This window comes from Nocardia sp. NPDC004860, assembly GCF_040609015.1.
Classification (GTDB): domain Bacteria; phylum Actinomycetota; class Actinomycetes; order Mycobacteriales; family Mycobacteriaceae; genus Nocardia.
The window spans coordinates 78,147-101,437 of the sequence record NZ_JBEXJI010000035.1 but is presented as its reverse complement, the minus strand read 5'-3'; the positions used below and the strand labels follow the sequence as shown (position 1 = coordinate 101,437).

The window sequence follows — 23,291 nt, the reverse complement described above, 5'->3', positions numbered from 1 at the left end:
TAGTGCTCGGTCATGACGGTGCGCATGTCGACCGGATCCACCCAGTTGTTGGTCGGCCCGGCGTCGGCCTTGTTCTCCGAGCAGATGAAGGTCCGGTCCTCCACCCGTGCCACGTCATCGGGATCGGAGACGCACCAGAACGAGTTGGGTTTGGCCGAGAGCGGGACGAAGGTGCCGTTGGCCACCAGCTCGGCGGTGAGCCGATCCCATTCGCCGCGGGACCCGTCGCAGTAGACGATGCGCTCGGGCGCGGTCAACTCGGCGATCTCCGCGACCCAGGCCAGGATGTCCTCGTGGTCGGTCGGCGCCTGCACGGTCCTGGTGACGGTGATGGACTGTTCGGTCACGGCGACTATCTCCTTCGCGAAACTACTAGGTAATGAGTTTAGAAAACCTGCAATAAGTGACGGCGCACACACCCACCCATTGGGGGTGCGCGGGTTCGATCAGGCGGGCTGTTCCAGGGCTTCGGCCTGCCCGGCCACGACGCCGGTAAGAATGGCCCGGGCGGCCGCGAGCAGTTCTGCGACCTCGGGGGAGGTGAGCTCGTAGGTCACTGAAAGTCCCTCGCGGCGGGCCGTGACCAGACCGGCGCGGCGCAGGATGGACAGCTGCTGCGACAGGTTGGCCGGTTCGACGCCGATCTCGACGAGCATTTCGGCGACGGGGCGGTCACGCTGGCTGAGCAGTTCGAGGACGCGGATGCGTACGGGGTGGCCGAGAGTTTTGAAGAAGTCGGCTTTCATCTGGTAGAGCGGCCGTTGCTGTTCTGGCATGTGCGCCACTCCTTCCACTGTGGCGGAATTCGTACCTATGACCGCCTTCTGATTGCAGAGTTTAGCAAACAGCGCAATCGCCTGGAGTCGAGCTATAGGTCGTTTCCCGCGTAGGAGAGGTTGAAACTCTTGTTGACCAGCGGGAAGTCCGGGACGATCGTCTCGCTCATCGCGACCGGCAAGGCCGGCCAGTTGAACCACGACGGGTCGACGATCTTGGCGCGCGTCAGCCGTCCGGCCGCGTCGACCTCCACACGGTGCACGATGGTGCCGCGCCAGCCCTCTACGATCCCGACCCCGCTGGCCGGCCTCTGGTGGTTCGGTGGCGCCGTGAATTCGAATGGGCCGCCCGGTGATTCGGCCAGCGCGGTGACAAGGGCGATGGATGCGGCGAATTCGTCTCGGCGCGTGGTGAAGCGGGCGAGCACGTCCCCGGTATCGGCGCGGACCTCGGTGACGGGCAGCTCGACGAAAGGATGGTCCAGGCGCGCGTCGGTGGTCAGACCGCTGGCGCGCGCGGGGTAGCCGAGGCAGCCGAGCGCACGGGCGTCGTCACCGGTGAGGATGCCGGTGCCGGCGAATCGGTCGAAGACCACCCCATTCCGCAGGGTGAGTTCGGCGATTTCGGCGAGATCGGTTGCCAGCGAACGCAACTCGCGCGCATCGGGCGTCGCGCGCAGTGTAACTCCACCCGGCGCGATCGCGCCACGCAGCAAGCGATGCCCGGTCACGGCGGCGTTCATCCGCAGCACACGCTCGCGAATGCGCAGGGCGTGGGCGTTGGCCAGTCCGTATCCGACGTCATTGGCCAGTGCGCCGAGGTCGGTGGCGTGGTTGTAGAGCCGCTCCATCTCGACCAGCATCGCGCGCAGCCGATGAACGTCGTCGGGCACGGTGATCGCGCAGGCTTCCTCGACCGCGAGGCTGTGGGCCAGCGCGTGACCGGCGGAGGTGTCGCCGCTGACGCGCTCGGCGAGATCGACCGCGCCGGTCGCGGCCCGGCCGTGGAACAGCCGCTCGATGCCGCGATGGACGTACCAGAGGCGGGCCTTGAGCCGCACCACGGTCTCCCCGACGACGGAGAACCGGAAATGGCCGGGTCCGATCATCCCCGCGTGCACCGGGCCGACCGGGATCTCGTACACACCGCTGCCGCCGACGGTGAGGAATCGCAGTTCACCGGCCCCCTCGAAAACCGGCCTGTCCTGTGCGTCCGCGCGCATGGGGTACCAGTCATCGGGCCAGTGCGCGTGCCTGACCAGGCGGCGTGGGCGCGGATGGCCGAGCAGGCGAATACCGTAGAGGTCCATCATTTCCCGCTCGAACCGGCCTGCCGGAAACGACATGTACGCGAGTGACGGGAGCGCCGGATCATGCGCGGGCAGAGGGCATTCCAGCTCCACCCGCCGGTCCGGCCGTCCCGCGAGGAACAGGTACACGACGCGCAGCCCGCCGTCGCCGTCGTCATGGGCGGCGACCAGCCCCAATCGGTGGCCGTCCACGAACAGGTCTTCGGCGGCGTCGCGGAGTTCGCCGGGTGTGACGACGCGGCGTATCCGCTGGGCCTGATCCGAAGTCACCGCGACATCACCTGCTCGGCGGCGGTGGCGAACAGGTTCGTGAGCGGTCCGGCCGTGACGCCGAGTGCTATCGAAAGCGCCACTCCCGCGATCAGTGCCAGTGCCATCGAGACGGGCACCGCGATGGCGGGCGCGCCCTCGGGAACGTCGCCGAGCAGGATGCGACTGGCATTGCGCACCAGGGCGGCGAACGCGATGGCGATCAACAGCAGCGCGAAGCCCAGCACCCACGCCAGGCGCGCGTCGGCCAGCGACCGGGCGATGGCCAGTTCACTGGCGAACATCGCGAACGGCGGCAAACCGAGCAGCACGACGCTCCCCACCGCGAAGGCCACGCCGATCAGCCGGGATCGGGAAGCGACGCCGGTGATGGCGGCGATAGCGGTGGACTGGTGGGCGGCCTGCAGTGGGCCGGTGGACAGGAACAGCACGGTCTTGCCGATCCCGTGGGCGAGGACGTGCAACAGCAGCGCCGCGATCGCCAGCCGGGTTCCCGCCGCGGCGGCGATGGCGATCAGGCCCATGTTCTCCATGGACGAATAGGCCAGCAGCCGTTTGAGATCCCGGGTGACCGTGAGCATGGACGCTGCGATCAGCAGCGTGGCCAAGCCGACGATCAGCAGACCGCCGCGCAGATATCCGGTACCGGTGGCCGCGTCGACGATCGGTTTGATGCGCAGAACGACGGACAGCGCTACCGCCAGCAACACCCCGCTCATCAAGGCCGACACCGGTGCCGGCGCTTGGCTGTGGGCGTCGGCCAGCCAGGTATGGAACGGCACCAGACCTGCTTTAGCGCCGTAGCCGATCAAAAGCAGTCCGCCGGCCAAGCGGGTGACGCTCGGATCGAGATGGCTTGCGTACATGAGCAATACGTTGAGATCCAGCGCTTGCTCACTGGGTGCTCCGGCGTGGCGGGCGGCGAAGTACAGCAGCACGGTGCCCAGGAAGGCGACGACGATGCCGACCGAGCAGATCACCGTGTACTTCCAGGTGGCCTCGAGCGCGGTCCGAGTGCGCCGATGCCCGACGAGGAATGCGGTGACCACGGTGGTGGCTTCGACGGCCACCCAGATCACGCCGATATTGTTGGCGCACACCGCGAGTGCCATCGCTGCCAGGAACGCGGGCACCAGCCCAGCGTAGGTGCGTGCCCCGCGCGAATCGGTGTGGCCGTGTGCGAGTTCGGCATCGATATAGTCGGTGCCGGCGCAGGTTGCGAGGGCGCCGACGACGCCGATGACGAGCAGCATGGTCACCGACAGCGCGTCCGCCCGCAGCAACCCGTCGGCGATGACGTGCGTCTGCCCGTGTAGCCGGCCGCCCAGGACTGCCCCGCAGGCCAGGATCGTGAGCGCGCTGAGCGTGGTGAGAACGGCTGTGCCGCGCCGCCATCCGGCGAGGGCGCCGATTGCGGCCGCGCCGACGGGCGCGAGGATCGCGGTGAGGATCAGGGCTGTCATCAGTCGTGCAGCTCCTGTAGCTGGTCGAGGTCGGCGTCGCCGAACGCCCGGCGCAACCTACCGGTGAGGACGCCGATGATGGCGACCGCGAAGAACACATCCAGGGATGCGCCCAGCTCGACGATCAGCGGAACACCGGCGGTGAGCAGGAACGCCGTGGCGGCGATCCCGTTGTCCAGCATGAGGAATCCGGCCGCCTGCGAGACGGCGTGGCGGCGGGTGGCCATCACCAGCAGCGCGATCAGGATGACCGCGAACGCCGCCGGGACCGCGGCGGTCTCCGGGGTCGTCTCGAGGTTCACCACCGGCCGGGTGACGCCGAACGCTGTCACCGTCAACGCGGCCGCGATCAGCAGTGAGGCCGCGGTGTTCACCAGTGGCGTGGCCTCCCGGTATTCGCGGCGCTCGGCGCCGATCGCCCGCGCCAGCAGCCACGGCAGCACCCCGGCGCGCAACACCAGGACAGCCGTCCCCACCCCGAGCAGCGGGCCGTCGCGGTGGTGGATGCCCTGCACGATCGGGATGATCGCCAGCGCGGCGCCCTGCGCGCCGAGCAGCCAGGCGATCGCGCGCAGGTCGCGGCGCCACACCACGAACACCGCCGCGAGTACCAGTGCACCCGCGGCGAAGTCGAGCACACTCGCGTATCCGGCCTCGCTCACGCTCCTCCTCGGGAGGTGAAGAAGCTGGCGGCGGTGACCGCCAGCAGCGCCAACAGGAAAGAGCCCGCCAGCAACTCGGGTACCCGGAACAGTCGGAGCTTGGCGATGAACACCTCCGCGAAGGCGAGCAGCATCGCCAGCACCGATACCTTGACCGCGATGGCGACCACGCCCACGGCGACGGCGATCACGCCGGGCTGACCGCCCGCGATTCCCCATGGCAGGAACAGGTTCGCCAGCAGGGCGAGCAGCACGGTCAACCGCATGGCCGACGCCCACTCGACCAATGCCATTCTGGGCCCGGCGTATTCGAGCACCATCGCCTCGTGCACCATGGTCAGCTCCAAGTGGGTGGCCGGGTTGTCAACCGGCAGTCGCCCCGTCTCGGCGATAATCACGACCACCAGTGCCGCCGCGGCCAGGACCGCGCTCAACGACAGCACCTGGCCGGGGTGATCGAGGGTATTCGCCACCAGCGCACCGAGATTCGACGAGCCGCCGGGAATCGACAGTGCGAACACCGACAGCAGGATGGTTGGCTCGACCAGCGCCGCGATCACCGTCTCCCGGCTGGCCCCCATCCCGCCGAACGCGGTGCCGGTGTCGATGCCGCCCAGCGCCAATGCCACCGTGCCGACGAACAGCAGTCCCACCACGGCGAACAGATCGGCCGTCCCGTCCAGTGGCGACCCGGTCGCCACCAGCGGCGCGACCGCGGCGATCACCAGTGTCGTCGCCGCCAGCACCAGCGGCGCGGCGGCGAAGACGAGCGTGGTGCCGACCGGCGTGATCGACTGTTTGCTCAGTTGTTTGCGCAGATCTCGCCATGGTTGCAGGATTCCGGCCCCGGCCCGCCCTTCTGCCCGCGCGCGGACCTGCCGCATGGCGCCGAGAACCAGTGGCGCACCGGCGATGACGCCACCGATCTGCACGGCCCCGGCCGCATACGCTGTCGCGCTCACCGTGAGACCACCAGGACGATCAGCACTCCGAGCGCGCCATAGGCGAGGTACAGGTGCACGTTGCCGGTGTGCGCGCGAGCAACCGTCAGCGCGGCCAGTCGGATCGCCCGGACCACGGGACGGTACAGCCGGTCCTCGACCGCATCCGCGATCCGCGCGTGATAGGCGACCTTCTCCACCAGATACCGGGACTCGGCCAGAGGCGTGACCTCGATATCGGTGTCCGGGCGCAGTACGTCGTCGAACACCCGCTGCAGCGGCTCGGCGAATGACGTTGCCGTGTACTGCATCCGCGCGGTCGGCTGATCCGCGCCGCACGCCCACAAGGGCAGCTCCGCCGACGCCGGGTTGTTCCGCGCACGCCACCGCATCAGGACCGCGACCGCCACGACGGCGACGACGACCACGGCGGCGATCCCGGCGGGCGCGATACTGCCCGCGAGCCCCGGCAGGCGAATCGTCCAGCCCAGACCGGTGAATTCGTTCATCCGCGACGCGGGCAGGGAACCGGTCACGGCACGAATCGCCGGCCCGGCGACCAACGGCAGCACAGCCAGGACCACGCATGCCCCGGCGGCGACCGTCATCCCCGCCGTCATCGACGCCGAGGACTCGCGAGCCTCGGCGGCCTGCGGTGAGCGCGGTCGGGCGAGGAATCCGATGCCGAACGCCTTCACCATCGTCGCCACACCCAAACCTGCGGTCAGTGCGGCCGCGCCGACCGCCAGTGGAGCCGCCAACGCCACCACCGAATCACTCTGTGTCCGTGTGTGGATCAACGACTGGATCAGCAGCCATTCGCTGACGAAGCCTGCGCCCAGCGGCAACCCGGACGCTCCGAGCGCCGCGATGCCGAACAGCGTTGTGGTGGCGGGCATCCGCCGCGCCAGCCCCCCGAGCCGGTCCAGATCCCGCAGTCCGGTCGCGGCCAGCACCGAACCCGCGGCGAGGAATCCGAGGCATTTGAACGCCGCGTGTGCGATCAGATGCAGCATCGCCGCCGCCATGGCCACGGTGGCGGCCGAGGTCGCGCCCGCGTCGGAGAACAGGGTCGCGGTCCCCAGCGCGAGGATGATCAAGCCCATGTTCTCGGTGGTCGAAAACGCCAGCAGTCGTTTGAGATCCGACTGCACCGACGCCTGCAACACCCCGTACACGGCGGTCACGCCGCCGACGATCATCAGCGTCAGACCCCACCAGCGCGGACCCGGGCCCAGCAGCTGCAGATCGAAGCGGACGATGCCGTAGACCCCGAGATTCACCATTGCCGCGCTCATCAGCGCCGACACCGGGCTCGGAGCTTCGGGATGCGCGCGCGGCAACCACGCGTGCAACGGCACCAGCCCGGCCTTGGAACCGAAGCCCGCCACGGTCAGCGTGAATACGACCGCTCGCGCTCCTTCGGAGACGCCGGTGAGCCGGTCGAACCGATCCGCCCCGCCCGCCGAAGCGGAGGCCACCATCAACCCGGCGAGGATCGCGACGAAACCCAACTGGGTCATCACCGCATAGAACACACCCGACCGCCGCGCGACAGGCCGGCGATGTTCGGTGAATACCAGCACCAGCGACGCAATCGCCATCGACTCCCAGGCAAGCAGGAACGTCGTCATCGACCCGGCCGCGGGAACCAGCAGCATCGCCCCCACGAACAGCGGCACCATCGCGAGGGGCACCGGCCCCAGATGCTCCCGCCGGGTATAACCGATCAGATAGATGCCCACCGGGATCGCCACCGCGCCGGTCAGCGCCAGGAAGAAACCACCGACACGATCCAGCTGCAGAGATGCCCCCGACAGCGGTAGCAACCAGCCGATACTCAGCGAACGCGCAGGGCCGAACACGCCACCGAGACCCGCGGCCACCCCGAGCGCCCCCAGCACACTCGTGACGACGCCCGCCGTTGAGGCGCTGAAAGTGTTGCGGCGCACGGGAACCGGTGCCGCTGTCGCCTCGACTGTTGCCGTCACCGTCCGGTCGCCGAACGCAGCGCGGCCACGATCGCCTCCGGCGGCGGCGGGCATCCGGGAATACCGATATCGACGGCCGCCACCTCGCCGACCGCGCCCGCCACCCCGTACGCGTCGGCGAATACGCCCCGGTTCAACGCACAGTCGCCACAGGCGATCACGACCTTCGGGTCGGGTGTCGCGGCGTGCGTGCGGCGCAGGGCCTCGGCCATGTTCCGGGTGACCACCCCGGTGACCAGCAGCCCATCGGCATGACGTGGGGAGGCGACCAGCCGTGCGCCGTAGCGCTCCGCGTCGTACACGGGCCCGAACACGCTGGTGATCTCCACCTCGCAGCCATTGCACGAGCCCGCGTCCACATGCCGCAACTGCAGTGAACCACGTACCTCCGCGGGCGCATCCGCCCGCGGTGGCAGGTCGGGTCGTGGCTCGGCGACCCGACCGATCCGCAGCATCTTCCGCACCCAGCCCACGGCGCGCTACCGCCGGTCCGGCGCGTCGACGAGAACCTCGATGAGAACTTCGCCCACGGGTAGAAGGTTTATCAGAAACTGCTTCAGGACTCTACTGATTGCGAAATGCCGAAATTATGAAGCCTGGGTGGTTCAGGTATTTCGCGTCAGACCTTCTTGACCACACTGGACTTGAGCTGCATCGCGCCGAATCCGTCCACCTTGCAGTCGATGTCGTGGTCCCCGACGCCCTGGACCAGGCGGATGTTGCGGACCTTCGTCCCCGCCTTGATCGGGTTCGGGCTGCCCTTGACCTTGAGGCTCTTGATCACCGTGACCGTGTCACCGTCGGTGAGGACATTGCCGACCGAGTCCCGGATCACGCCCTCCTCGGCGTCGTCGGTGTCCGAACTCGGCGCGGCGGTCCACTCGTGCGCGCACTCCGGGCAGGTCAGCAGCGACCCGATCTCGTAGGTGTACTCGCTCGAGCATTCGGGGCAGGGCGGTAGGGCGGTCATGGGTCTCCTGTTCGGGGTGGATTCGAACCTCAGCCGGCGGTGAGGAATTCGATGAGGACGCGATTGACCTCGTCGGGCTGTTCGAGATAGCCGTAGTGCCCGCACTTGTCGATCTCGGTGAAGCGTGCGCCGGGTATGGCGGCGGCGACCTCGCGGCACAACGCGGGCGGGACCATCCGGTCGTCGGCGAATCCCACCACCAGGCAGGGCCTTCCGATGCGCCCGTAGTCGGCCAGCCGATCGCGGGAACGGTCCATGCCCAGCTGCGCTCGCACGCCCGCCGTCGGCTTTGCGCTCGAGCTGTAGTCGAAGATGTCCAGCCACTGCTGGGCGCGCTCGTCGTCACCGAGCGTATGCGGGGACAAGTTGAGGATCGCCTTGATCGCGGCTGCGTATTGTGGTGGCAGCGAGACGCTTTCGTCGATCAGCGCCTGCTCGCCGCGATTGAGCGTCTGGGCGACCGGATCCGGGCGGCCTGTCGCCGCCAGCAGAACGGCCTTGCCGACCAGATCCGGCCGAGACAGGGCCAGCTCGGCGACCACTCGAGCGCCCATCGATGTACCGACGACGTGAGCAGGTGCGCCACCGAGGTACTCGATCAACGCGGCAGTATCGGCCACCAGATCGGCCATGGTGATGCCGTCCGCGCATTCGTCCGAGGGCGCGATGCCGCGGTTGTCGAAGGTCGCCACCCGGAATCCCGCCTTGACCAGAGCCGGTACCTGATAGGTCCGCCAGACGCGCCCGGGGCTTCCGGATCCCATCACCAGGACGACGAGGGGACCAGTTCCGGCGACGTCGTAGTTCAGTCGGATCCCGTTGAGGGTTGCGGTGGGCATGGTCCTTCTTCCAGTTGCTCATATGTTCGGTTGCGAACATTAGCAATCAGCTACGCGGGTGGCGGCAGCGGTCGGATGCTGAAGCCGCTCGTATCCGATCGGCCGCGGCGTTGTCGTCTCGCTATCGGTGCGCTGGTTGCGGACCTGGACCGGGGTAGTTCATACGTCGTTCCGGGTGGGCTGCGGTGGGCTGCATTCGCTGCCGTACCGCCCCGACGTACTGATGATCACCAGCGGGTGCGCGTGGCACCGCGGGCAGGAGTCGTCGCCGGGGCGGAGGGCGGCGGGCTTGCACAGCAGACCGCAGTCATAGCAGCGCAGGATCTGCCCGCGGACCAGCGAGCTGATCGGCGTCGAACGCATTCCTAACCTCTTTCGTTGCCGGCCGAGTTCTTTGATCGGACGATCTCGGCCTTGTTCAGTGGATCCTGAGGGCGCGCACAGGTCCGGCCCGTCGAGGTAGATCGAACTGGCTGAACCTGCGTCGCGCGGGGCGGTCGGATGGTGATGGTGATGTCGTCGTTGGCGGACGGCTCCTGTTCTGTTGCTCAACGGTGGGCCGGACGCTGTTTGCGGGGAAGTGAATTCGGCGCTGACGTCCTATCTCACTAAAGTATTAACTTTAGAAAAATTGCAACTAATCCGGCGTATTCGGGGACTATAGACCAATCAGCACCGTTCGGGCAGCGAAAACCGCCTCCGATCGGCAGTGCGCGAGCCGGCTCGGGATCATGCGGGAGGTCATCGGCCGCAGTCCGAAACCCGCCTGATCAGAGGCGGTTTCGAGGGGATGCCCGCCTGGGGTGTCCCCTTCGGCTCGGGTGAAACGGACTCGATAGCGGGTGGCCTCGGAAAGGTCATCAAATGCTCAGTGCCACAACAGGAATCGGCGTCTTCTCCGCAGCGCCACGCAAATCGTTGCTGTTCCACTCACTCCCGGCGGGTTCATCTGTTCGAGAGTTGCTGCATTGTCGGCGGCGCACTCCTGGGTACGCTTCCATGTCGAGCGCCCCCGTCGATGCATTTGCCCGGAGTTGACCGCGACGAATCTGTGTGGAACGGAGCGACATGTCGAGCGATCGTCCCCACGAAACACCGGCGGTGACCCGCCGCGCCGCCATCGGGACCGGCGCGGCCGCGTTGGGCGGGGCGGCGCTCGGTGCGGGTTTGACAGCCGCCGCGGCCTGCGCCGAGTCTGTGCGGACCGAACTACCCAGTGCCGGCAGTATCGATGCCAATCTGAACAAGTCCGCGCATCTGTTCCACCTCACCGCCGCTGAACCGGACCGTTACGACGGCGGCACGCTGCAGGGAGCCCACGAACAGAACTTCCCGGTGCTGGCCGGCCAGAACGGTGCGGCGTACTTCGTGCGGCTGGAGCCCGGAGGCGTCCGCGAACCGCACTGGCACCCCACGGCGTGGGAACTCAACTACCACATCTCCGGCAGCGCGAAATGGACGGTCATGGGTACCCATCCGGACGGCAGCTACCACAACGATGTGTTCGAAGCACACGCGGGCGACCTGGTCTTCGCCCCGCAGGGGTTCTTTCACTACTTCGAAAATGCCCGCGCCGACGCCCCACTCGAACTACTTATCGTCTTCAACACCAGCGCCCCGGAGACAAGCGACGATATCGGCATTCTCGCTGCCCTGAATTCGATTCCGCGGGAGGTCACCGCCAGTGTTCTCGGCATCCCTGTATCGGCGCTGGATGGTATTCCCACCGAGATCGAACCGGTCGTGATCACCAAACGCCACTGAGCCCGCCTAGCGGATGTATCCCAGCGAGAATGATGCATCGTCGAGTCGCGGGGAGATCGATTCCCCGCCGAGTGCTTGCCGCGTGACGGCTTGTTCGTCCTGGATGACGTGCATGACGGCGTTGATCAGCGCGAGGTGGGTGAACGCCTGGGGGAAGTTGCCCCAGTGCCGGCCGGTTCGGGGGTTGATCTCCTCGGCGTAGAGGCCGAGGGGGCTGGCGTAGGCGAGCAGTTTCTCGCACAGTTGTTTGGCTCGTTTCTTTTCGCCGATCTCCGACAATGCCGAGACCAGCCAGAACGAGCAGATCGTGAAGGCGCCTTCTTCCCCCGCGCATCCATCGTCGGTTTCATCGACTCGGTACCGCAATACGAGGCCGTCGTCGGTCAATTCGTCGGCGATGGCCAACACCGTGTTGCGTACCCGCTCGTCGTCGGGAGGCAGGAACCGAACCAGCGGGATGAGCAGGGCCGAAGCATCCAGCGCCGTACTGCCGTAGTACTGGGTGAACACCTGCCGGGAGTCGACCGCATGAGCGCATATGTCGGCGTGGATTTCGTCCGCGGCCTGTTGCCAGCGATGCGCGCGTTCGAAGTCCTGGTGGATGCGGGCCAGCCGGGCACCGCGGTCGGCGGCAACCCAGCACATCACCTTGCTGGAGGTGAAGTGCTGGGGCTTACCGCGCACTTCCCAGATGCCGTGGTCGGGCTTGCGCCAGTAGGTGAGGGCGCTCTTGACCGCCCGGCCCAGCACCGGCCAGGCGCGCGCGTCGATTCGGTCCTGGTTGCGCGCGTAGAGGTAGACCGCGTCCAGCGCAGCGCCCCACACATCGTGCTGGCGTTGCCGGTACGCGTCGTTGCCGATGCGCACGGGGCTGGCATTCTCGTAGCCGCGCAGATGGGTGAGGGTCTGCTCGGTGAGGTCGCTTTCGCCGCCGATGCCGTAGACGATCTGCATGTCGCGGACGCCTTCGGTCAAGTTCGTGATGTAGGAGAAGAAGTCGTTCGCCTCCCAGCTGAAGCCCAGCGTGTACAGGCCCCACAGCGCGAAGGCGGAGTCACGGATCCACGAGTAGCGATAGTCCCAATTGCGTTGTCCACCTGGTGTTTCGGGTAGTGAAGTGGTGGCAGCGGCGCTGATGGCACCGGTGGGCGCGAAAGTAAGCCCCTTGAGGGTCAGCGCGCTGCGGGTCAGCTGGGCCGCCCACGGATGGTCCGGAAACCGCCCGCCGGCGAGCCAGTGCCGCCAATGGTGGATCGTCCGCAGCAGCCTTTCCTCGGCCTCCTCGGCGGCGGTGGGCGCGTTGCGACTACCCCAGGAGAGCGCGCAGAAGCGGGTGTCGCCCGCCTTCAGCAGGGTGCGCGCAAGCGCGTGCGTACCCTCCAGTCCCAAGCGCATGTCGGTGCTGAGCGTCAGCTCCAGATCGGTCCCGTCGGCGCTGGCCTGCGCGAGGTAGTAACTGTCGAGGTACTCCCAATGGGCATGATTCTTGCCGTAGTCGAAGGACGGCTGGCAGTCGAGCCCGAACTGGATTTGCCCGGTCTCACAGTGCACCGTCCGCAGCAATATGTGCTCGGCGTCGTAGTCGGTGGGGGTTCGACGATGGGCGCTGTGGCCGGGTGTCTGATGCCGCCAGGGCCCGACCAGCAGCGCATCGCGAACCGTCGCCCACCCTTCGCCACTGCGCCAACTCGTCTCCATGACCATCGTCCCCGGGACGTAGCGGCGATCGGTGGGCACCATGAATTCGACCGGGGCGAACCGGAACGAACCGGCGGAGCGATCCAGTATGGCCGCAAACACACTGGCGGAGTCGATACGAGGCAGACACATCCACTCGATGGCCCCGCTGGGGGCGATCAGCGCAGTGACCTCGCAGTCGGAGATGAAACCGTAGTCGTCGATGCGCGGGAAGGCCGTGAGACGCGGCGTGCGTTCGAACTCGTCGTCCATGTGCTGCTCCCTCGTTGTCTCGGCGCGGAAATCTGGCCGGTCAGTAGGGTCAACTCCACAACGTCACATGCACTTTCGGGCGGAACCGGGTGACTCCGACCCCCGACCCGCGGATCATCGCCTGGATGCATCGCGGGGTGGCGATGAACCGCAGCAGTTCCGACACCGCGGGCTGCCGGGTGTCGGGTGGCAGAGTGGTCGCGCACCACTCGTCGGATACCTGAAGGCCGGCTCCTTTGATGCGGGTCAACCTACCGGCCGCGAGGTCGGAGGAGACGGCGAAGCCGATCGCGAGGGTGATGCCCCCGACCCGGCGGACCTCTTCGAGGGCGGCCGCGTCGCTCTGGAAGATCCGCTGGTGTGATTCGGGAATCGCCAACTCGCGCAGCATCGTCGCGATACGCCCGTCGACACTGCCGGCGCCGGGGCCCAGCATCCACTGCTGCTCCCGCAGCAGCGCCGGATACGGTGCGACGTCCGCCAGCGGGCTGTCCGGGCGCGCGACCGAGATGATCTGGTACTTCAGGAACGGCCGGGTGGTGATGGCCGCGTCGGTGTCGTTCTGCCCGGGTCCCAGCGCGATGTCCACCGCACGGGTCTCGATCAAGCTGCGGAACTGGCTGGTGGGATGAACACTCAGCTCGACCGACAGATCTTTCGCCCGCGCCGCGAACAGGTCGATGAGGCCGGGCGCGGCATGTTCGGCGAACGCGCTCGAGGCCGCGATCCGGAGCAGCCGCCGGCCGTGCGCCGCCTCGCTCACCTCGATGGCGGTCTGGCGCTGCAGTCCGAGAATCTCGATCGCCCGGCTGGCCAGGCGTAACCCACCGGGCGTGAAGGCCAGCCCGGCCGCCGTGCGAGTGAACAGCGGGTCGTCGAGCTCTTTACGCAGCTGTGCGATGTGCGTCGAGACACCGGCGTCGGATATCCCCAGCTCTCTGGCCGCCGCATGGACGGAGCCGAGCCGCACCACCGTCGAGTAGGCCCGAAGCTGGGCGGGCGTCACAACCCGAGTCTAGTTTGGAGGTGGACGCGGTGCCTACAGCCGCATCGCGCCCGGAGGACGCACCATGCAGGACGTGCTCACGGATCTGATGAAAACCTGGAACGGCGGGGGCACGGCGGGGGTCGCTACGGTCGTGCGGACCTTCCGTTCGGCGCCGCGACCGCCGGGCGCGGCCATGGTGGTCGCCTCGGACGGGACGGTCGGCGGTTCGGTCTCCGGTGGCTGCGTCGAAGGCGCGGTCTACGAACTCGCCACCGACGTCATCCGGACCGGTCGTCCGGTGCTGGAGCGGTTCGGCATCTCCGACGACGACGCCTTCGCCGTCGGTCTCACCTGCGGCGGCATCATCGACATCTTCGTCGAGGCGGTCTCGCGGGCGACGTTTCCGGAACTCGGCGAGGTCGCCGCGGAGATCGCCGCTGACCGCCCGGTCGCGGTCGCGACCGTCATCGAGCACCCCGACGCCGCCCGGATCGGGCGACGGCTGCTGATCCGGCCGGGCACCGCGCACGGCACCCTGGGGTCGGCGCGCGCCGACGATGCGGTGATCGATGACGCACGCGGGCTGCTCGCGGCAGGCCGCAGCGAGGTGCTGTCCTACGGTCCGGACGGGCAGCGCCGCGGCGAGGGCATGGCGGTTTTCGTCGCCAGCTATGCCCGGCAGCCGCGGATGCTGGTGTTCGGGGCGATCGATTTCGCGGCCGCCCTGGCACAGCAGGGATCGTTCCTCGGGTACCGGGTGACGGTGTGCGACGCGCGGCCGGTCTTCGCCACCTCCGCCCGGTTCCCGACCGCCGACGAGGTCGTCGTCGACTGGCCGCACCGCTACCTGGCCGCGCAGATCGCGGCCGGTGCGATCGATTCGCAGACCGTCGTCTGCGTGCTGACCCACGATCCCAAGTTCGACGTCCCACTGCTCGAGGTGGCCCTGCGCGCGCCGGAGATCGGCTATGTCGGTGCCATGGGGTCCCGCCGCACGCACGACGAGCGGCTGGCCCGGCTGCGACAGGCAGGTCTCACCGACGAGCAACTCGCAAGGCTCGCCAGCCCGATCGGGCTGGATCTGGGCGGCCGGACACCCGAGGAGACGGCGGTGTCCATCGCGGCGGAGATCATCGCGCGCCGCTGGGGCGGACACGGTCGGTCCCTGACCCGGACCGGCGGCCGCATCCACCACCGGGCGCAAACAGCCAGTTAAGCGATTGCTTAACTCGGTCTTGACGACCGCATCAGCGGGACAGAGGCTGAGCTTCTTCCCATTGATGTGAGGTAGATCACGTGCAAGTTCCTGGGCCATTCGAATATGAGCGCGCAACGGGCGTGGATCACGCCATCGGACTACTGGACCGGCTCGGCGACGAGGCACGCATCGTGGCGGGCGGGCACAGCCTGCTACCGATGATGAAGCTGCGGTTGGCCAATCCGGAATATCTCATCGACATCAACGACCTGGCTGCCGAACTGGGCTACATCGTCACCGATCCGACCCTGGTGCGCATCGGTGCGATGGTCCGGCATCGGTATCTGCTCGAGTCCGACGATCTCGCCACGGTGTGCCCGATCTTCCGTGACGCCGAGCGCGTGATCGCCGATCCGGTCGTGCGCAATCGCGGCACGATCGGCGGCTCGCTGTGCCAGGCCGATCCCGCCGAGGATCTCACCACCGTCTGCACGGTCCTCGGCGCCACCTGCCTGGTGCGCGGACCGTCCGGCGACCGGGAGATCGCCATGGACGACTTCCTGGTCGGTCCGTACGAAACCGCCATGGCGCACAACGAACTTCTGATCGAGATCCGAATTCCGGTGCGGCATCGGACCTCGAGTGCCTACGCGAAGGTGGAGCGCCGGGTCGGCGACTGGGCGATCGCGGCGGCCGGGGCGACCGTGACACTGCGCGGCGAGACGATAGCGGCCGCACGGATCGGTCTGACCGCGGTCAACCCCGATCCGGCGGCGCTGGCCGGCGCAGTCGACGCACTCGTCGGCGGGCCGCCCACCGAAGACGCTTTCGCGGAGGCGGGCCGCCGCGCGAGCGCGGCGTGCTCACCTGTCACCGATGCCCGCGGCAGTGCGGACTACAAGCGCCATCTCGCGTCCGAACTGACGATTCGCGTGCTGCGTACCGCGGTCGAGCGCGTCCTGAACGAATCTGCGCCGGAAGGGAATTAGCCATGCAGGTAACCATGACCGTCAACGGCGAGCCGGTGACCGCGGAGGTCGAGCCACGCATCCTGCTGGTGCATTTCCTGCGAGATCAGTTGCGGCTCACCGGAACCCACTGGGGCTGTGACACCAGCAACTGCGGCACCTGTGTGGTGGAGGTCGACGGCGAACCGGTGAAGTCGTGCACGATGCTGGCCGTCATGGCCGACGGCCACGCGGTGCGCACTGTCGAGGGGCTCGAGGTGGACGGCCGGCTCGATCCCGTGCAGGAGGGCTTCATGCAGTGTCACGGGTTGCAGTGCGGCTTCTGCACGCCGGGAATGCTGATCACCGCCCGCGCCCTGCTCGACCGTGATCCGAATCCCGACGAGCAGACCATTCGCGAGGCGATCTCGGGCCAGATCTGCCGCTGCACCGGATATACGACCATCGTGCGGTCGATCCAGTGGGCCGCTGCGAAGCAACGAGGCGAAGCGGTGGAGCCCGAACCCGCTGCCACGCCGACCCCGGTAGGGAGCACGTCATGACCGCCGTCGAGCCCCGGCCCGAAGACCGAGTCGACAACGACCGCAAGCCGTGCGGTCACGGCAGGATGCTCCGCAAGGAGGATCCGCGGTTCATTCGCGGTCGCGGCAACTACGTCGACGACGTGCAGCTGCCCGGCATGCTGCATATGGCGATACTGCGTTCCCCGTTCGCGCACGCGCGGATCGTGAGCGTCGATGTCTCAGCGGCACAGGCACATCCGAAGGTCAAGGCGGTCGTCACCGGTGCGGATCTCGCCGTGAAGGGTCTGGCCTGGATGCCGACGCTGTCCAACGATGTGCAGGCCGTGCTGGCGACGGACAAGGTCCGATTCCAGGGCCAGGAGGTGGCCTTCGTCGTCGCCGAGGATCGCTACTCCGCGCGTGATGCGTTGGAGCTCATCAATGTCGAGTACGAGATGCTCGATCCGGTGATCGATGCCCGGACCGCACTGGCGCCCGATACGCCGGTGATCCGCGACGATCTCGAGGGCAAGCGGGACAATCACTGCTTCGACTGGGAGACAGGCGATGCCGCCGCGACCGAGGCGGTGTTCGCGCGCGCCGATGTCGTGGTCGAGCAGGAGATCGTCTATCCGCGAGTGCATCCCGCCCCGATGGAAACCTGCGGCGCCGTCGCCGATCTCGATCCCGTGACGGGGAAGCTCACGCTGTGGTCGACGAGCCAAGCGCCGCACGCCCACCGCACGATCTACGCGATGGTGGCCGGACTGCCCGAACACAAGATCCGGGTGATCTCACCCGATATCGGCGGCGGGTTCGGCAACAAGGTGCCCATCTATCCGGGATACGTCTGCGCCATCGTCGGGTCGCTGTTGCTGGGCAAACCGGTGAAGTGGATGGAGGATCGCAGCGAGAACCTCACCAGCACCGGATTCGCCCGCGACTACATCATGGTCGGCGAAATCGCGGCCACCACCGACGGCAAGATCCTGGCCATCCGGTCGACCGTGCTCGCCGATCACGGCGCCTTCAACGGCACGGCCGCGCCGCTGAAGTATCCGGCGGGCTTCTTCGGCGTCTTCACCGGTAGCTATGACATCGAGGCCGCCTACTGCAAGATGACCGCGGTCTACACCAACAAGGCCCCCGGCGGCGTCGCCTACGCGTGCTCGTTCCGGGTCACCGAGGCCGTCTACTTCGTCGAGCGGTTGGTGGACTGCCTCGCCTACGAGCTGAAGATGGATCCGGCCGAGCTGCGGCTGCGGAATCTTCTTCGCGCCGAGCAATTCCCGTACCGGAGCAAGACCGGCTGGGTCTACGACTCCGGCGACTACGAGAAGACCATGCGTCTGGCGATGGACATGATCGGCTACGACGCCTTGCGTAAGGAACAGCGGGACAGGCGCGCCCGCGGCGAGTTGATGGGCATCGGGATGTCCTTCTTCACCGAGGCCGCGGGCGCGGGTCCGCGCAAGGATATGGACATCCTCGGACTCGGGATGGCCGACGGGTGCGAACTGCGCGTCCATCCGACCGGCAAAGCCGTTGTGCGGCTGTCGGTTCAGACTCAGGGGCAGGGGCACGAGACGACGTTCGCCCAGATCGTCGCCGAGGAACTCGGCATCCCGCCCGACGACATCGAGGTTGTGCACGGCGACACCGATCAGACCCCGTTCGGCCTCGGCACCTACGGCAGCCGGTCGACGCCGGTCTCGGGCGCCGCTGCCGCACTGGTGGCGCGGAAGGTGCGTGACAAGGCGCGCATCATCGCGTCGGGCATGCTCGAGGTCTCCGTCGCCGACCTCGAGTGGGAGAAGGGCTCGTTCCACGTCAAGGGCGATCCGTCCGCGGCCGTGACGATCCAGCAGATCGCGATGCGCGCACACGGCGCCGGTGATCTGCCCGAGGGGATCGAGGGCGGACTCGACGCGCAGATCTGTTACAACCCGGAGAATCTCACCTTCCCCTACGGTGCGTACTTCTGCGTCGTCGACATCGACCCGGGGACGGCCGTGGTGAAGGTGCGGCGCTTCCTCGCCGTCGACGACTGCGGCACCCGGATCAATCCCATGATCATCGAGGGTCAAGTGCACGGCGGCATCACCGATGGCATCGGCATGGCGCTGATGGAGATCATGGCCTTCGACGAGAACGGCAACTGCCTCGGCGGATCGCTGATGGACTACCTCATCCCGACGGCGCTCGAGGTTCCGCATTTCGAGACCGGGTACACGGTCACGCCGTCGCCGCATCATCCGATCGGCGCGAAGGGCATCGGCGAATCGGCCACGGTCGGATCGCCGGCGGCGGTGGTCAACGCGGTGGTGGATGCGCTGGCGCCGTTCGGGGTTCGGCATGCCGACATGCCGTTGACGCCGTCGCGGGTGTGGGACGCGATGCAGGGCCGGGCCACACCGCCCATCTGAGTGGGATGGGATCACCGATGAAGATGAACGATCGTGCCCAGGAGCTGGTCCGCACCCGGACCCCGTTCGTGCACGCGACCGTCGTGCGCGCCCAGCAGCCGACCTCGGCGCACGCCGGGGACGAGGCGATCCTGTTGCAGGACGGGACGATCGAAGGATTCGTCGGCGGCCAGTGCGCCCAGAACTCGGTCCGCAAGGCGGCGCTGGGTGCCCTGCAGTCCCACGAGAGTGTGCTGCTGCGCGTATTGCCCGACGGCGATCTGCATTTTCCCGAAGCGCCCGGCGCGGCGGTGGTGGTGAATCCCTGTCTGTCCGGTGGAGCGCTGGAGATCTTCCTGGAGCCGCAGATCCCGGCGCCGCTGGTCCGCATCTGCGGCGCGACACCCATCGCGGATGCCTTGGCCGACATGTGCGAACTGGTGGGTTTCGGGGTGCGGCGCGGTGCTGCCGACTCCGGCTCGCTGGATTCGCTGGCCGATACGACGGTGGTGGTGATCGCCAGCCACGGTGGTCCGGAGGCGGAGATGATCCGCGTCGCGCTCGACGCGGGTGTCGGGTACATCGGCTTGGTGGCCAGCACGATTCGGGGCGCGTCGATCCTCGACGACCTCGAATTGACCGACGCCGAGCGGGCTCGCATCCGCACCCCGGTGGGTTTGCCGATCGGCGCCAAGACGTCCGCGGAGATAGCGGTGTCGATTGTCGCGGAAGTGATCCAGGCGATCCGCAAAGGTGGCCTGGCCGTCACGCCCCGCACGGCGAAGGTCGCGATCGAGGTGCTCGATACGGTGTGCGGCATGACCGTGACCGTCGGGCCGGACACCCCGCATCTCACCGTCGACGGTGTCGACCACTGGTTCTGCAGCTCCGGCTGCCGCACCTCCTTCGCAGCGACGAGGACCGGCTCATGACGAACAGGGTCGTCACCGGAGTGGTGCTCGCCGCGGGAACCTCAGAGCGTCTCGGCACGGCGAAACAGCTACTGCCGTACCGGAATACGACGGTTCTCGGCGCCACCCTCGACATGGTGCGGTCCTGCGCGTTCGATCAGATCATCGTCACGCTCGGCGGCGCGGCGGCGGCGGTGGCCCAGCAGGTCGATCTCACCGGGGTGGAAATCGTCCTGGCCGACGATTTCCGTTCAGGCTGTTCGTCGTCGTTGCGTTCGGCCCTGAACCTGATACATCCTCGGGCCGCCGGAATCGTGCTGATGCTCGGTGATCAACCGGGTCTGCCGGCGGCGACCGTCGAGCGGCTGATCGCCGAGGGAACGTCCGCCGTGATCACGGTCTGCCGCTACCACGACGGTGTCGGGCATCCATTTTGGCTGAGTCGCAGCATATTCGGCGAGTTGGCGCGATTGCACGGCGACAAGGCCGTGTGGAAGATCATCGAGTCGGGCCGCGTCCCGGTGTCGCAACTCGACGTCGACGCACCGATGCCCTTGGACGTCGACACCTGGGACGACTACCAGCGCCTGCGCGCCGCGACGTCGCCATGATGTCGCCGTTCGACGATATCGAGGACGTGGTGCGGCGATTCGACGCCGACGACTACCTGCTCGATACCGGAACCGCCGCCGCCTTCTATCTGGCCACTACGCTGGGCCGGCCACTGCTGCTGGAAGGTGAACCGGGAGTGGGCAAGACGACGGCGGCGAAGACCCTGGCCACCGTGCTGGGCGCACCGCTGATCCGCCTGCAGTGCTACGAGGGCCTCACCGTGAGCGAAGCGCTGTACGACTGGAACTACCAGCGTCAGCTGCTCAGCATCCGGCTCGCCGAGGCGCGCGGCGCCGAGCTCACCGAAGCCGACCTGTTCACCGAGGCATATCTGGTCGACCGCCCGATCCTGCGCTGTGTGCGATATCGAGGCCCGACGCCCCCGGTGCTGCTGATCGACGAAATCGACCGTGCGGACGACGAATTCGAAGCGCTGCTGCTCGAATTCCTCGGTGAGGCCACGGTGACCGTTCCCGAACTCGGGACCTTCGTCACCGAACATCCGCCGCTCGCCGTGCTGACCTCGAACCGCAGTCGTGACCTGCACGACGCGCTGCGGCGGCGCTGCCTCTACCACTGGATCGACTACCCGGAACCGGCCCGCGCGGTGGCGATCGTGCGACGCACCGTGCCCGGGGCCACCGACGCGCTGATCGAGCACGCCACCCAATTCGTGGGCCGCGCGCGCGATCTCGATCTCGACAAGCCGCCCGGCGTCGCCGAGACCATCGACTGGATCGCCGCGCTGGTGACGCTCGACGTCGCCGACCTCACCGCGCCGGAGGCGGTCGCCGCGCTCAGCGCACTGGCGAAAACACCCGACGACCGCACCACGGTCCACGAGGCATTCGCCGAATTCACCAGAAGCCTGGCTACCGGATGAGAGAGATACTCCGATGAAGATCGCCAATGAATTCACCGTCCACGCACCCCTCGAGCAGGCCTGGGCGGTGCTGACCGATCTCGAACAGGTGGTTCCGCTCATGCCCGGGGCACAGCTGGTCGGCTGGGAAGGCGAGGACTTCCTCGGCAAGCTGAAGGTCAAAGTCGGCCCGGTGACCAGTGAATTCACCGGGAAGGCGAATTTCGTCGAGCGCGACGAACACGACCATCGCGCCGTCATCACCGGCAGCGGCCGGGATTCACGCGGATCCGGAAACGCGGCGGCGACCATCACCACGCAACTGCGCGAAGACGGCGACGAGACCCGCGTCACCGTGGACACCGACCTCAAGATCGTCGGCAAGCTCGCCCAGTTCGGCAGCGGGATGTTGCAGCAGGTGTCGGAGAAGATGATCGGTCAGTTCGTCGCCTCTCTGGAAGAGAAGCTCGCAGCGGGCGATTCGGCCGCCACAGCAGCGACGGCCGGACCGGACAGCCGAGCGGCACGGCCGCAACCGGTCGCGGAAACCGAGCCGGCGCCGCTCGATCTGGTCGAGCTCGTCGGGCCCGCGATGATCAGGAAGTACGCGCCCGTCATCGCGTTCGTGCTCGCGGCCGTGCTCGGAATCATCCTGGTACGCAGGCAGATGCGCGGGAAGCGATGACGCGAGCGGCACTGCTGCGGGTCGATCTGGCCGCGTTCGCTGTCGCGGTGGTCGCGCGGCTGCGGCGTGGTGGCGTCGCGGTGGCGCCGAGCGGGCCCGCACTGTTCGTACAGGCCTTGCGTCGCATGGCGCCGCGGTCGCGCACCGAACTCTATTGGGCTGCGCGACTCACGCTCGTCGATCGCATGCAGGATCTCGCCGCCTTCGACGCGGTCTTCGCGACGGTGTTCGCCGACGCGGTGCTGGGTGTGGACCCGCCGAGCCGAACGCACGGACTGCCGACCGAACGGGCGCCGGCGCCGGGCACGGGCGGTCGCGGGCAGTCCGGGCAGAGCGGTGAAGTCCCTTGGGCGACACTGCAATCAGCGACGGGCGCCGACCGATCGACCGACCGGAGCGTGGCGCTGCCGGACGTGCTGCCGAGCCGGTTCGCGGCCCGGGAACAGGAACCGTTCGCCAGCTTCGATCCGGACGACCTGCGGACGGTCGGCGCCTGGCTGGAGCAGGCGTCGGCGCGGTGGCCGCAGCGTCGGAGCAGGCGCGACGCACACGATCCGCACGGCAAGCGGATCGACTTCCGGGCGACGATGGACCACTCCCGCCGCACCGGCTGGGAGCCGGCGGTACTGGTCCGCACTCGTCACCGGCGCCGCCCGCGCCGAATCGTCATGATCTGCGACGTCAGCCGCTCGATGCAGCCGTATTCGACGCTCTACCTGCACCTGATGCGGGCAGCGATGCAGCGCCGTTCGCCCGACCGCCCCGAGGTGTTCGCCTTCTCCACCTCGCTGACCAGGCTGACCTCGGTGCTGGCGCACCGTTCCCCGGATGTCGCGGTGGCCCGGGCCAACGACAAGGTGGCCGACCGCTACGGCGGCACGCATATCGGCCGGTGCCTCGGTACGTTGCTCGCGACACCGTCCGGCAACGCTGTGCGCGGCGCTGTCGTCGTCATCGCATCGGACGGCTGGGACAGTGACACGCCCGACGTCCTCGCCCGCGCGATGGCCCGGATCCGACGCCGGGCCTGGCGCGTCATCTGGCTCAATCCCCGTGCCGGCGACCTCCGATTCCAGCCGGCCACCGGTGCGATGGCGGCGGCGCTGCCGTTCTGCGACATCATGATGCCGGCGCACACACTGGCGGGCATCCATGCGTTCATGCAAACCCTGACATCGACGATCGTCACCTGATGGCAAGTGTGCGTGGGACTCGTCGGACCA

General features: G+C 67.8%; 22 protein-coding genes and 1 pseudogene. 10 read left to right on the top strand and 13 right to left on the bottom strand.

Going from position 1 to position 23,291, the window contains the following annotated elements; genetic code table 11:
- The 11 genes and pseudogenes from ABZV44_RS39340 to ABZV44_RS39290 all read right to left on the bottom strand — a co-directional run.
- Positions 1–347, bottom strand: a pseudogene (locus tag ABZV44_RS39340) (phosphoenolpyruvate carboxykinase); the annotation flags it as partial.
- Positions 348–446: 99 nt separating this feature from the next.
- Positions 447–776, bottom strand: coding sequence for a metalloregulator ArsR/SmtB family transcription factor (locus ABZV44_RS39335; RefSeq protein ID WP_354848354.1), 330 nt, complete (start codon positions 774–776; stop codon positions 447–449).
- A gap of 92 nt (positions 777–868) precedes the next feature.
- Positions 869–2,332 carry an NADH-quinone oxidoreductase subunit C gene (locus tag ABZV44_RS39330; RefSeq protein WP_354848365.1) on the bottom strand — a complete coding sequence of 488 codons (1,464 nt, stop codon included), beginning with the start codon at positions 2,330–2,332 and terminating at the stop codon, positions 869–871.
- Between the two features lie 20 nt (positions 2,333–2,352).
- Positions 2,353–3,819: a proton-conducting transporter membrane subunit gene (locus ABZV44_RS39325; protein ID WP_354848351.1), complete on the bottom strand. Its 1,467-nt coding sequence runs from the start codon at positions 3,817–3,819 to the stop codon at positions 2,353–2,355.
- The gene (locus ABZV44_RS39320) at positions 3,819–4,481 is read right to left on the bottom strand and encodes a hypothetical protein (protein ID WP_354848349.1); all 663 of its coding nucleotides are present in this window, start codon (positions 4,479–4,481) and stop codon (positions 3,819–3,821) included. Before ABZV44_RS39320 ends, ABZV44_RS39325 begins: the two co-directional genes overlap by 1 nt.
- Positions 4,478–5,443 carry an NADH-quinone oxidoreductase subunit H gene (locus tag ABZV44_RS39315; RefSeq protein WP_354848346.1) on the bottom strand — a complete coding sequence of 322 codons (966 nt, stop codon included), beginning with the start codon at positions 5,441–5,443 and terminating at the stop codon, positions 4,478–4,480. Before ABZV44_RS39315 ends, ABZV44_RS39320 begins: the two co-directional genes overlap by 4 nt.
- On the bottom strand, positions 5,440–7,413 hold the full coding sequence (locus tag ABZV44_RS39310) for a proton-conducting transporter membrane subunit (protein ID WP_354848343.1): 1,974 nt from the start codon (positions 7,411–7,413) through the stop codon (positions 5,440–5,442). The genes ABZV44_RS39315 and ABZV44_RS39310 overlap by 4 nt, the downstream gene beginning before the upstream one ends.
- Positions 7,410–7,886, bottom strand: coding sequence for an oxidoreductase (locus ABZV44_RS39305; RefSeq protein ID WP_354848340.1), 477 nt, complete (start codon positions 7,884–7,886; stop codon positions 7,410–7,412). Before ABZV44_RS39305 ends, ABZV44_RS39310 begins: the two co-directional genes overlap by 4 nt.
- Positions 7,887–8,032: 146 nt before the next feature.
- Positions 8,033–8,383 carry a zinc ribbon domain-containing protein YjdM gene (locus tag ABZV44_RS39300; protein ID WP_354848337.1) on the bottom strand — a complete coding sequence of 117 codons (351 nt, stop codon included), beginning with the start codon at positions 8,381–8,383 and terminating at the stop codon, positions 8,033–8,035.
- Positions 8,384–8,412: 29 nt separating this feature from the next.
- The gene (locus ABZV44_RS39295) at positions 8,413–9,222 is read right to left on the bottom strand and encodes an alpha/beta hydrolase (protein ID WP_354848334.1); all 810 of its coding nucleotides are present in this window, start codon (positions 9,220–9,222) and stop codon (positions 8,413–8,415) included.
- Positions 9,223–9,381: 159 nt separating this feature from the next.
- The gene (locus ABZV44_RS39290; protein ID WP_354848332.1) at positions 9,382–9,585 is read right to left on the bottom strand and encodes a hypothetical protein; all 204 of its coding nucleotides are present in this window, start codon (positions 9,583–9,585) and stop codon (positions 9,382–9,384) included.
- 705 nt (positions 9,586–10,290) lie between these two features.
- Between ABZV44_RS39290 and ABZV44_RS39285 the strand changes: the two genes are divergently transcribed.
- On the top strand, positions 10,291–10,986 hold the full coding sequence (locus tag ABZV44_RS39285; RefSeq protein ID WP_354848329.1) for a cupin domain-containing protein: 696 nt from the start codon (positions 10,291–10,293) through the stop codon (positions 10,984–10,986).
- A 6-nt stretch (positions 10,987–10,992) separates the two neighbouring features.
- On the opposite strand, the gene ABZV44_RS39280 is transcribed toward ABZV44_RS39285, so the two are convergent.
- Together ABZV44_RS39280 and ABZV44_RS39275 are read right to left on the bottom strand one after the other, a co-directional pair.
- Positions 10,993–12,936: a glycoside hydrolase family 15 protein gene (locus ABZV44_RS39280; RefSeq protein ID WP_354848326.1), complete on the bottom strand. Its 1,944-nt coding sequence runs from the start codon at positions 12,934–12,936 to the stop codon at positions 10,993–10,995.
- Between the two features lie 49 nt (positions 12,937–12,985).
- Positions 12,986–13,942 (bottom strand): LysR family transcriptional regulator, encoded by a 957-nt coding sequence (locus tag ABZV44_RS39275; RefSeq protein ID WP_354848324.1) that lies wholly within the window; start codon positions 13,940–13,942, stop codon positions 12,986–12,988.
- 64 nt (positions 13,943–14,006) lie between these two features.
- Between ABZV44_RS39275 and ABZV44_RS39270 the strand changes: the two genes are divergently transcribed.
- From ABZV44_RS39270 to ABZV44_RS39230, 9 genes are all read left to right on the top strand, one after another.
- A complete protein-coding gene (locus ABZV44_RS39270; protein ID WP_354848321.1) occupies positions 14,007–15,140 on the top strand; it encodes an XdhC/CoxI family protein in 1,134 nt (377 codons plus the stop codon).
- Between the two features lie 80 nt (positions 15,141–15,220).
- The gene (locus ABZV44_RS39265; RefSeq protein WP_354848318.1) at positions 15,221–16,111 is read left to right on the top strand and encodes a xanthine dehydrogenase family protein subunit M; all 891 of its coding nucleotides are present in this window, start codon (positions 15,221–15,223) and stop codon (positions 16,109–16,111) included.
- Positions 16,112–16,113: 2 nt separating this feature from the next.
- The gene (locus ABZV44_RS39260; protein ID WP_354848315.1) at positions 16,114–16,632 is read left to right on the top strand and encodes a (2Fe-2S)-binding protein; all 519 of its coding nucleotides are present in this window, start codon (positions 16,114–16,116) and stop codon (positions 16,630–16,632) included.
- A complete protein-coding gene (locus ABZV44_RS39255) occupies positions 16,629–19,019 on the top strand; it encodes an aerobic carbon-monoxide dehydrogenase large subunit (RefSeq protein ID WP_354848313.1) in 2,391 nt (796 codons plus the stop codon). Before ABZV44_RS39260 ends, ABZV44_RS39255 begins: the two co-directional genes overlap by 4 nt.
- A gap of 17 nt (positions 19,020–19,036) precedes the next feature.
- Positions 19,037–19,930: an XdhC family protein gene (locus ABZV44_RS39250; protein ID WP_354848310.1), complete on the top strand. Its 894-nt coding sequence runs from the start codon at positions 19,037–19,039 to the stop codon at positions 19,928–19,930.
- Entirely contained in the window at positions 19,927–20,520 is a 594-nt protein-coding gene (locus tag ABZV44_RS39245) for a nucleotidyltransferase family protein (protein ID WP_354848308.1), read from the top strand. Before ABZV44_RS39250 ends, ABZV44_RS39245 begins: the two co-directional genes overlap by 4 nt.
- Positions 20,517–21,404 (top strand): MoxR family ATPase, encoded by an 888-nt coding sequence (locus tag ABZV44_RS39240; protein ID WP_354848305.1) that lies wholly within the window; start codon positions 20,517–20,519, stop codon positions 21,402–21,404. Before ABZV44_RS39245 ends, ABZV44_RS39240 begins: the two co-directional genes overlap by 4 nt.
- 13 nt (positions 21,405–21,417) lie before the next feature.
- Entirely contained in the window at positions 21,418–22,068 is a 651-nt protein-coding gene (locus tag ABZV44_RS39235; RefSeq protein WP_354848302.1) for an SRPBCC family protein, read from the top strand.
- Positions 22,065–23,261, top strand: a complete 1,197-nt coding sequence (locus ABZV44_RS39230) for a VWA domain-containing protein (RefSeq protein WP_354848299.1) — start codon at positions 22,065–22,067, stop codon at positions 23,259–23,261. The genes ABZV44_RS39235 and ABZV44_RS39230 overlap by 4 nt, the downstream gene beginning before the upstream one ends.
- The last annotated feature ends 30 nt before the right edge of the window (positions 23,262–23,291 follow it).

Bases quoted from the DNA above. Each gene is read 5' to 3' on its own strand.
- ABZV44_RS39335 (WP_354848354.1), bottom strand. From the start codon at position 776: ATGCCAGAACAGCAACGGCCGCTCTACCAGATGAAAGCCGACTTCTTC.
- ABZV44_RS39325 (WP_354848351.1), bottom strand. From the start codon at position 3,819: ATGACAGCCCTGATCCTCACCGCGATCCTCGCGCCCGTCGGCGCGGCC.
- ABZV44_RS39300 (WP_354848337.1), bottom strand. From the start codon at position 8,383: ATGACCGCCCTACCGCCCTGCCCCGAATGCTCGAGCGAGTACACCTAC.
- ABZV44_RS39295 (WP_354848334.1), bottom strand. From the start codon at position 9,222: ATGCCCACCGCAACCCTCAACGGGATCCGACTGAACTACGACGTCGCC.
- ABZV44_RS39290 (WP_354848332.1), bottom strand. From the start codon at position 9,585: ATGCGTTCGACGCCGATCAGCTCGCTGGTCCGCGGGCAGATCCTGCGC.
- ABZV44_RS39285 (WP_354848329.1), top strand. From the start codon at position 10,291: ATGTCGAGCGATCGTCCCCACGAAACACCGGCGGTGACCCGCCGCGCC.
- ABZV44_RS39280 (WP_354848326.1), bottom strand. From the start codon at position 12,936: ATGGACGACGAGTTCGAACGCACGCCGCGTCTCACGGCCTTCCCGCGC.
- ABZV44_RS39270 (WP_354848321.1), top strand. From the start codon at position 14,007: ATGCAGGACGTGCTCACGGATCTGATGAAAACCTGGAACGGCGGGGGC.
- ABZV44_RS39260 (WP_354848315.1), top strand. From the start codon at position 16,114: ATGCAGGTAACCATGACCGTCAACGGCGAGCCGGTGACCGCGGAGGTC.
- ABZV44_RS39255 (WP_354848313.1), top strand. From the start codon at position 16,629: ATGACCGCCGTCGAGCCCCGGCCCGAAGACCGAGTCGACAACGACCGC.
- ABZV44_RS39250 (WP_354848310.1), top strand. From the start codon at position 19,037: ATGAAGATGAACGATCGTGCCCAGGAGCTGGTCCGCACCCGGACCCCG.
- ABZV44_RS39245 (WP_354848308.1), top strand. From the start codon at position 19,927: ATGACGAACAGGGTCGTCACCGGAGTGGTGCTCGCCGCGGGAACCTCA.
- ABZV44_RS39240 (WP_354848305.1), top strand. From the start codon at position 20,517: ATGATGTCGCCGTTCGACGATATCGAGGACGTGGTGCGGCGATTCGAC.
- ABZV44_RS39235 (WP_354848302.1), top strand. From the start codon at position 21,418: ATGAAGATCGCCAATGAATTCACCGTCCACGCACCCCTCGAGCAGGCC.
- ABZV44_RS39230 (WP_354848299.1), top strand. From the start codon at position 22,065: ATGACGCGAGCGGCACTGCTGCGGGTCGATCTGGCCGCGTTCGCTGTC.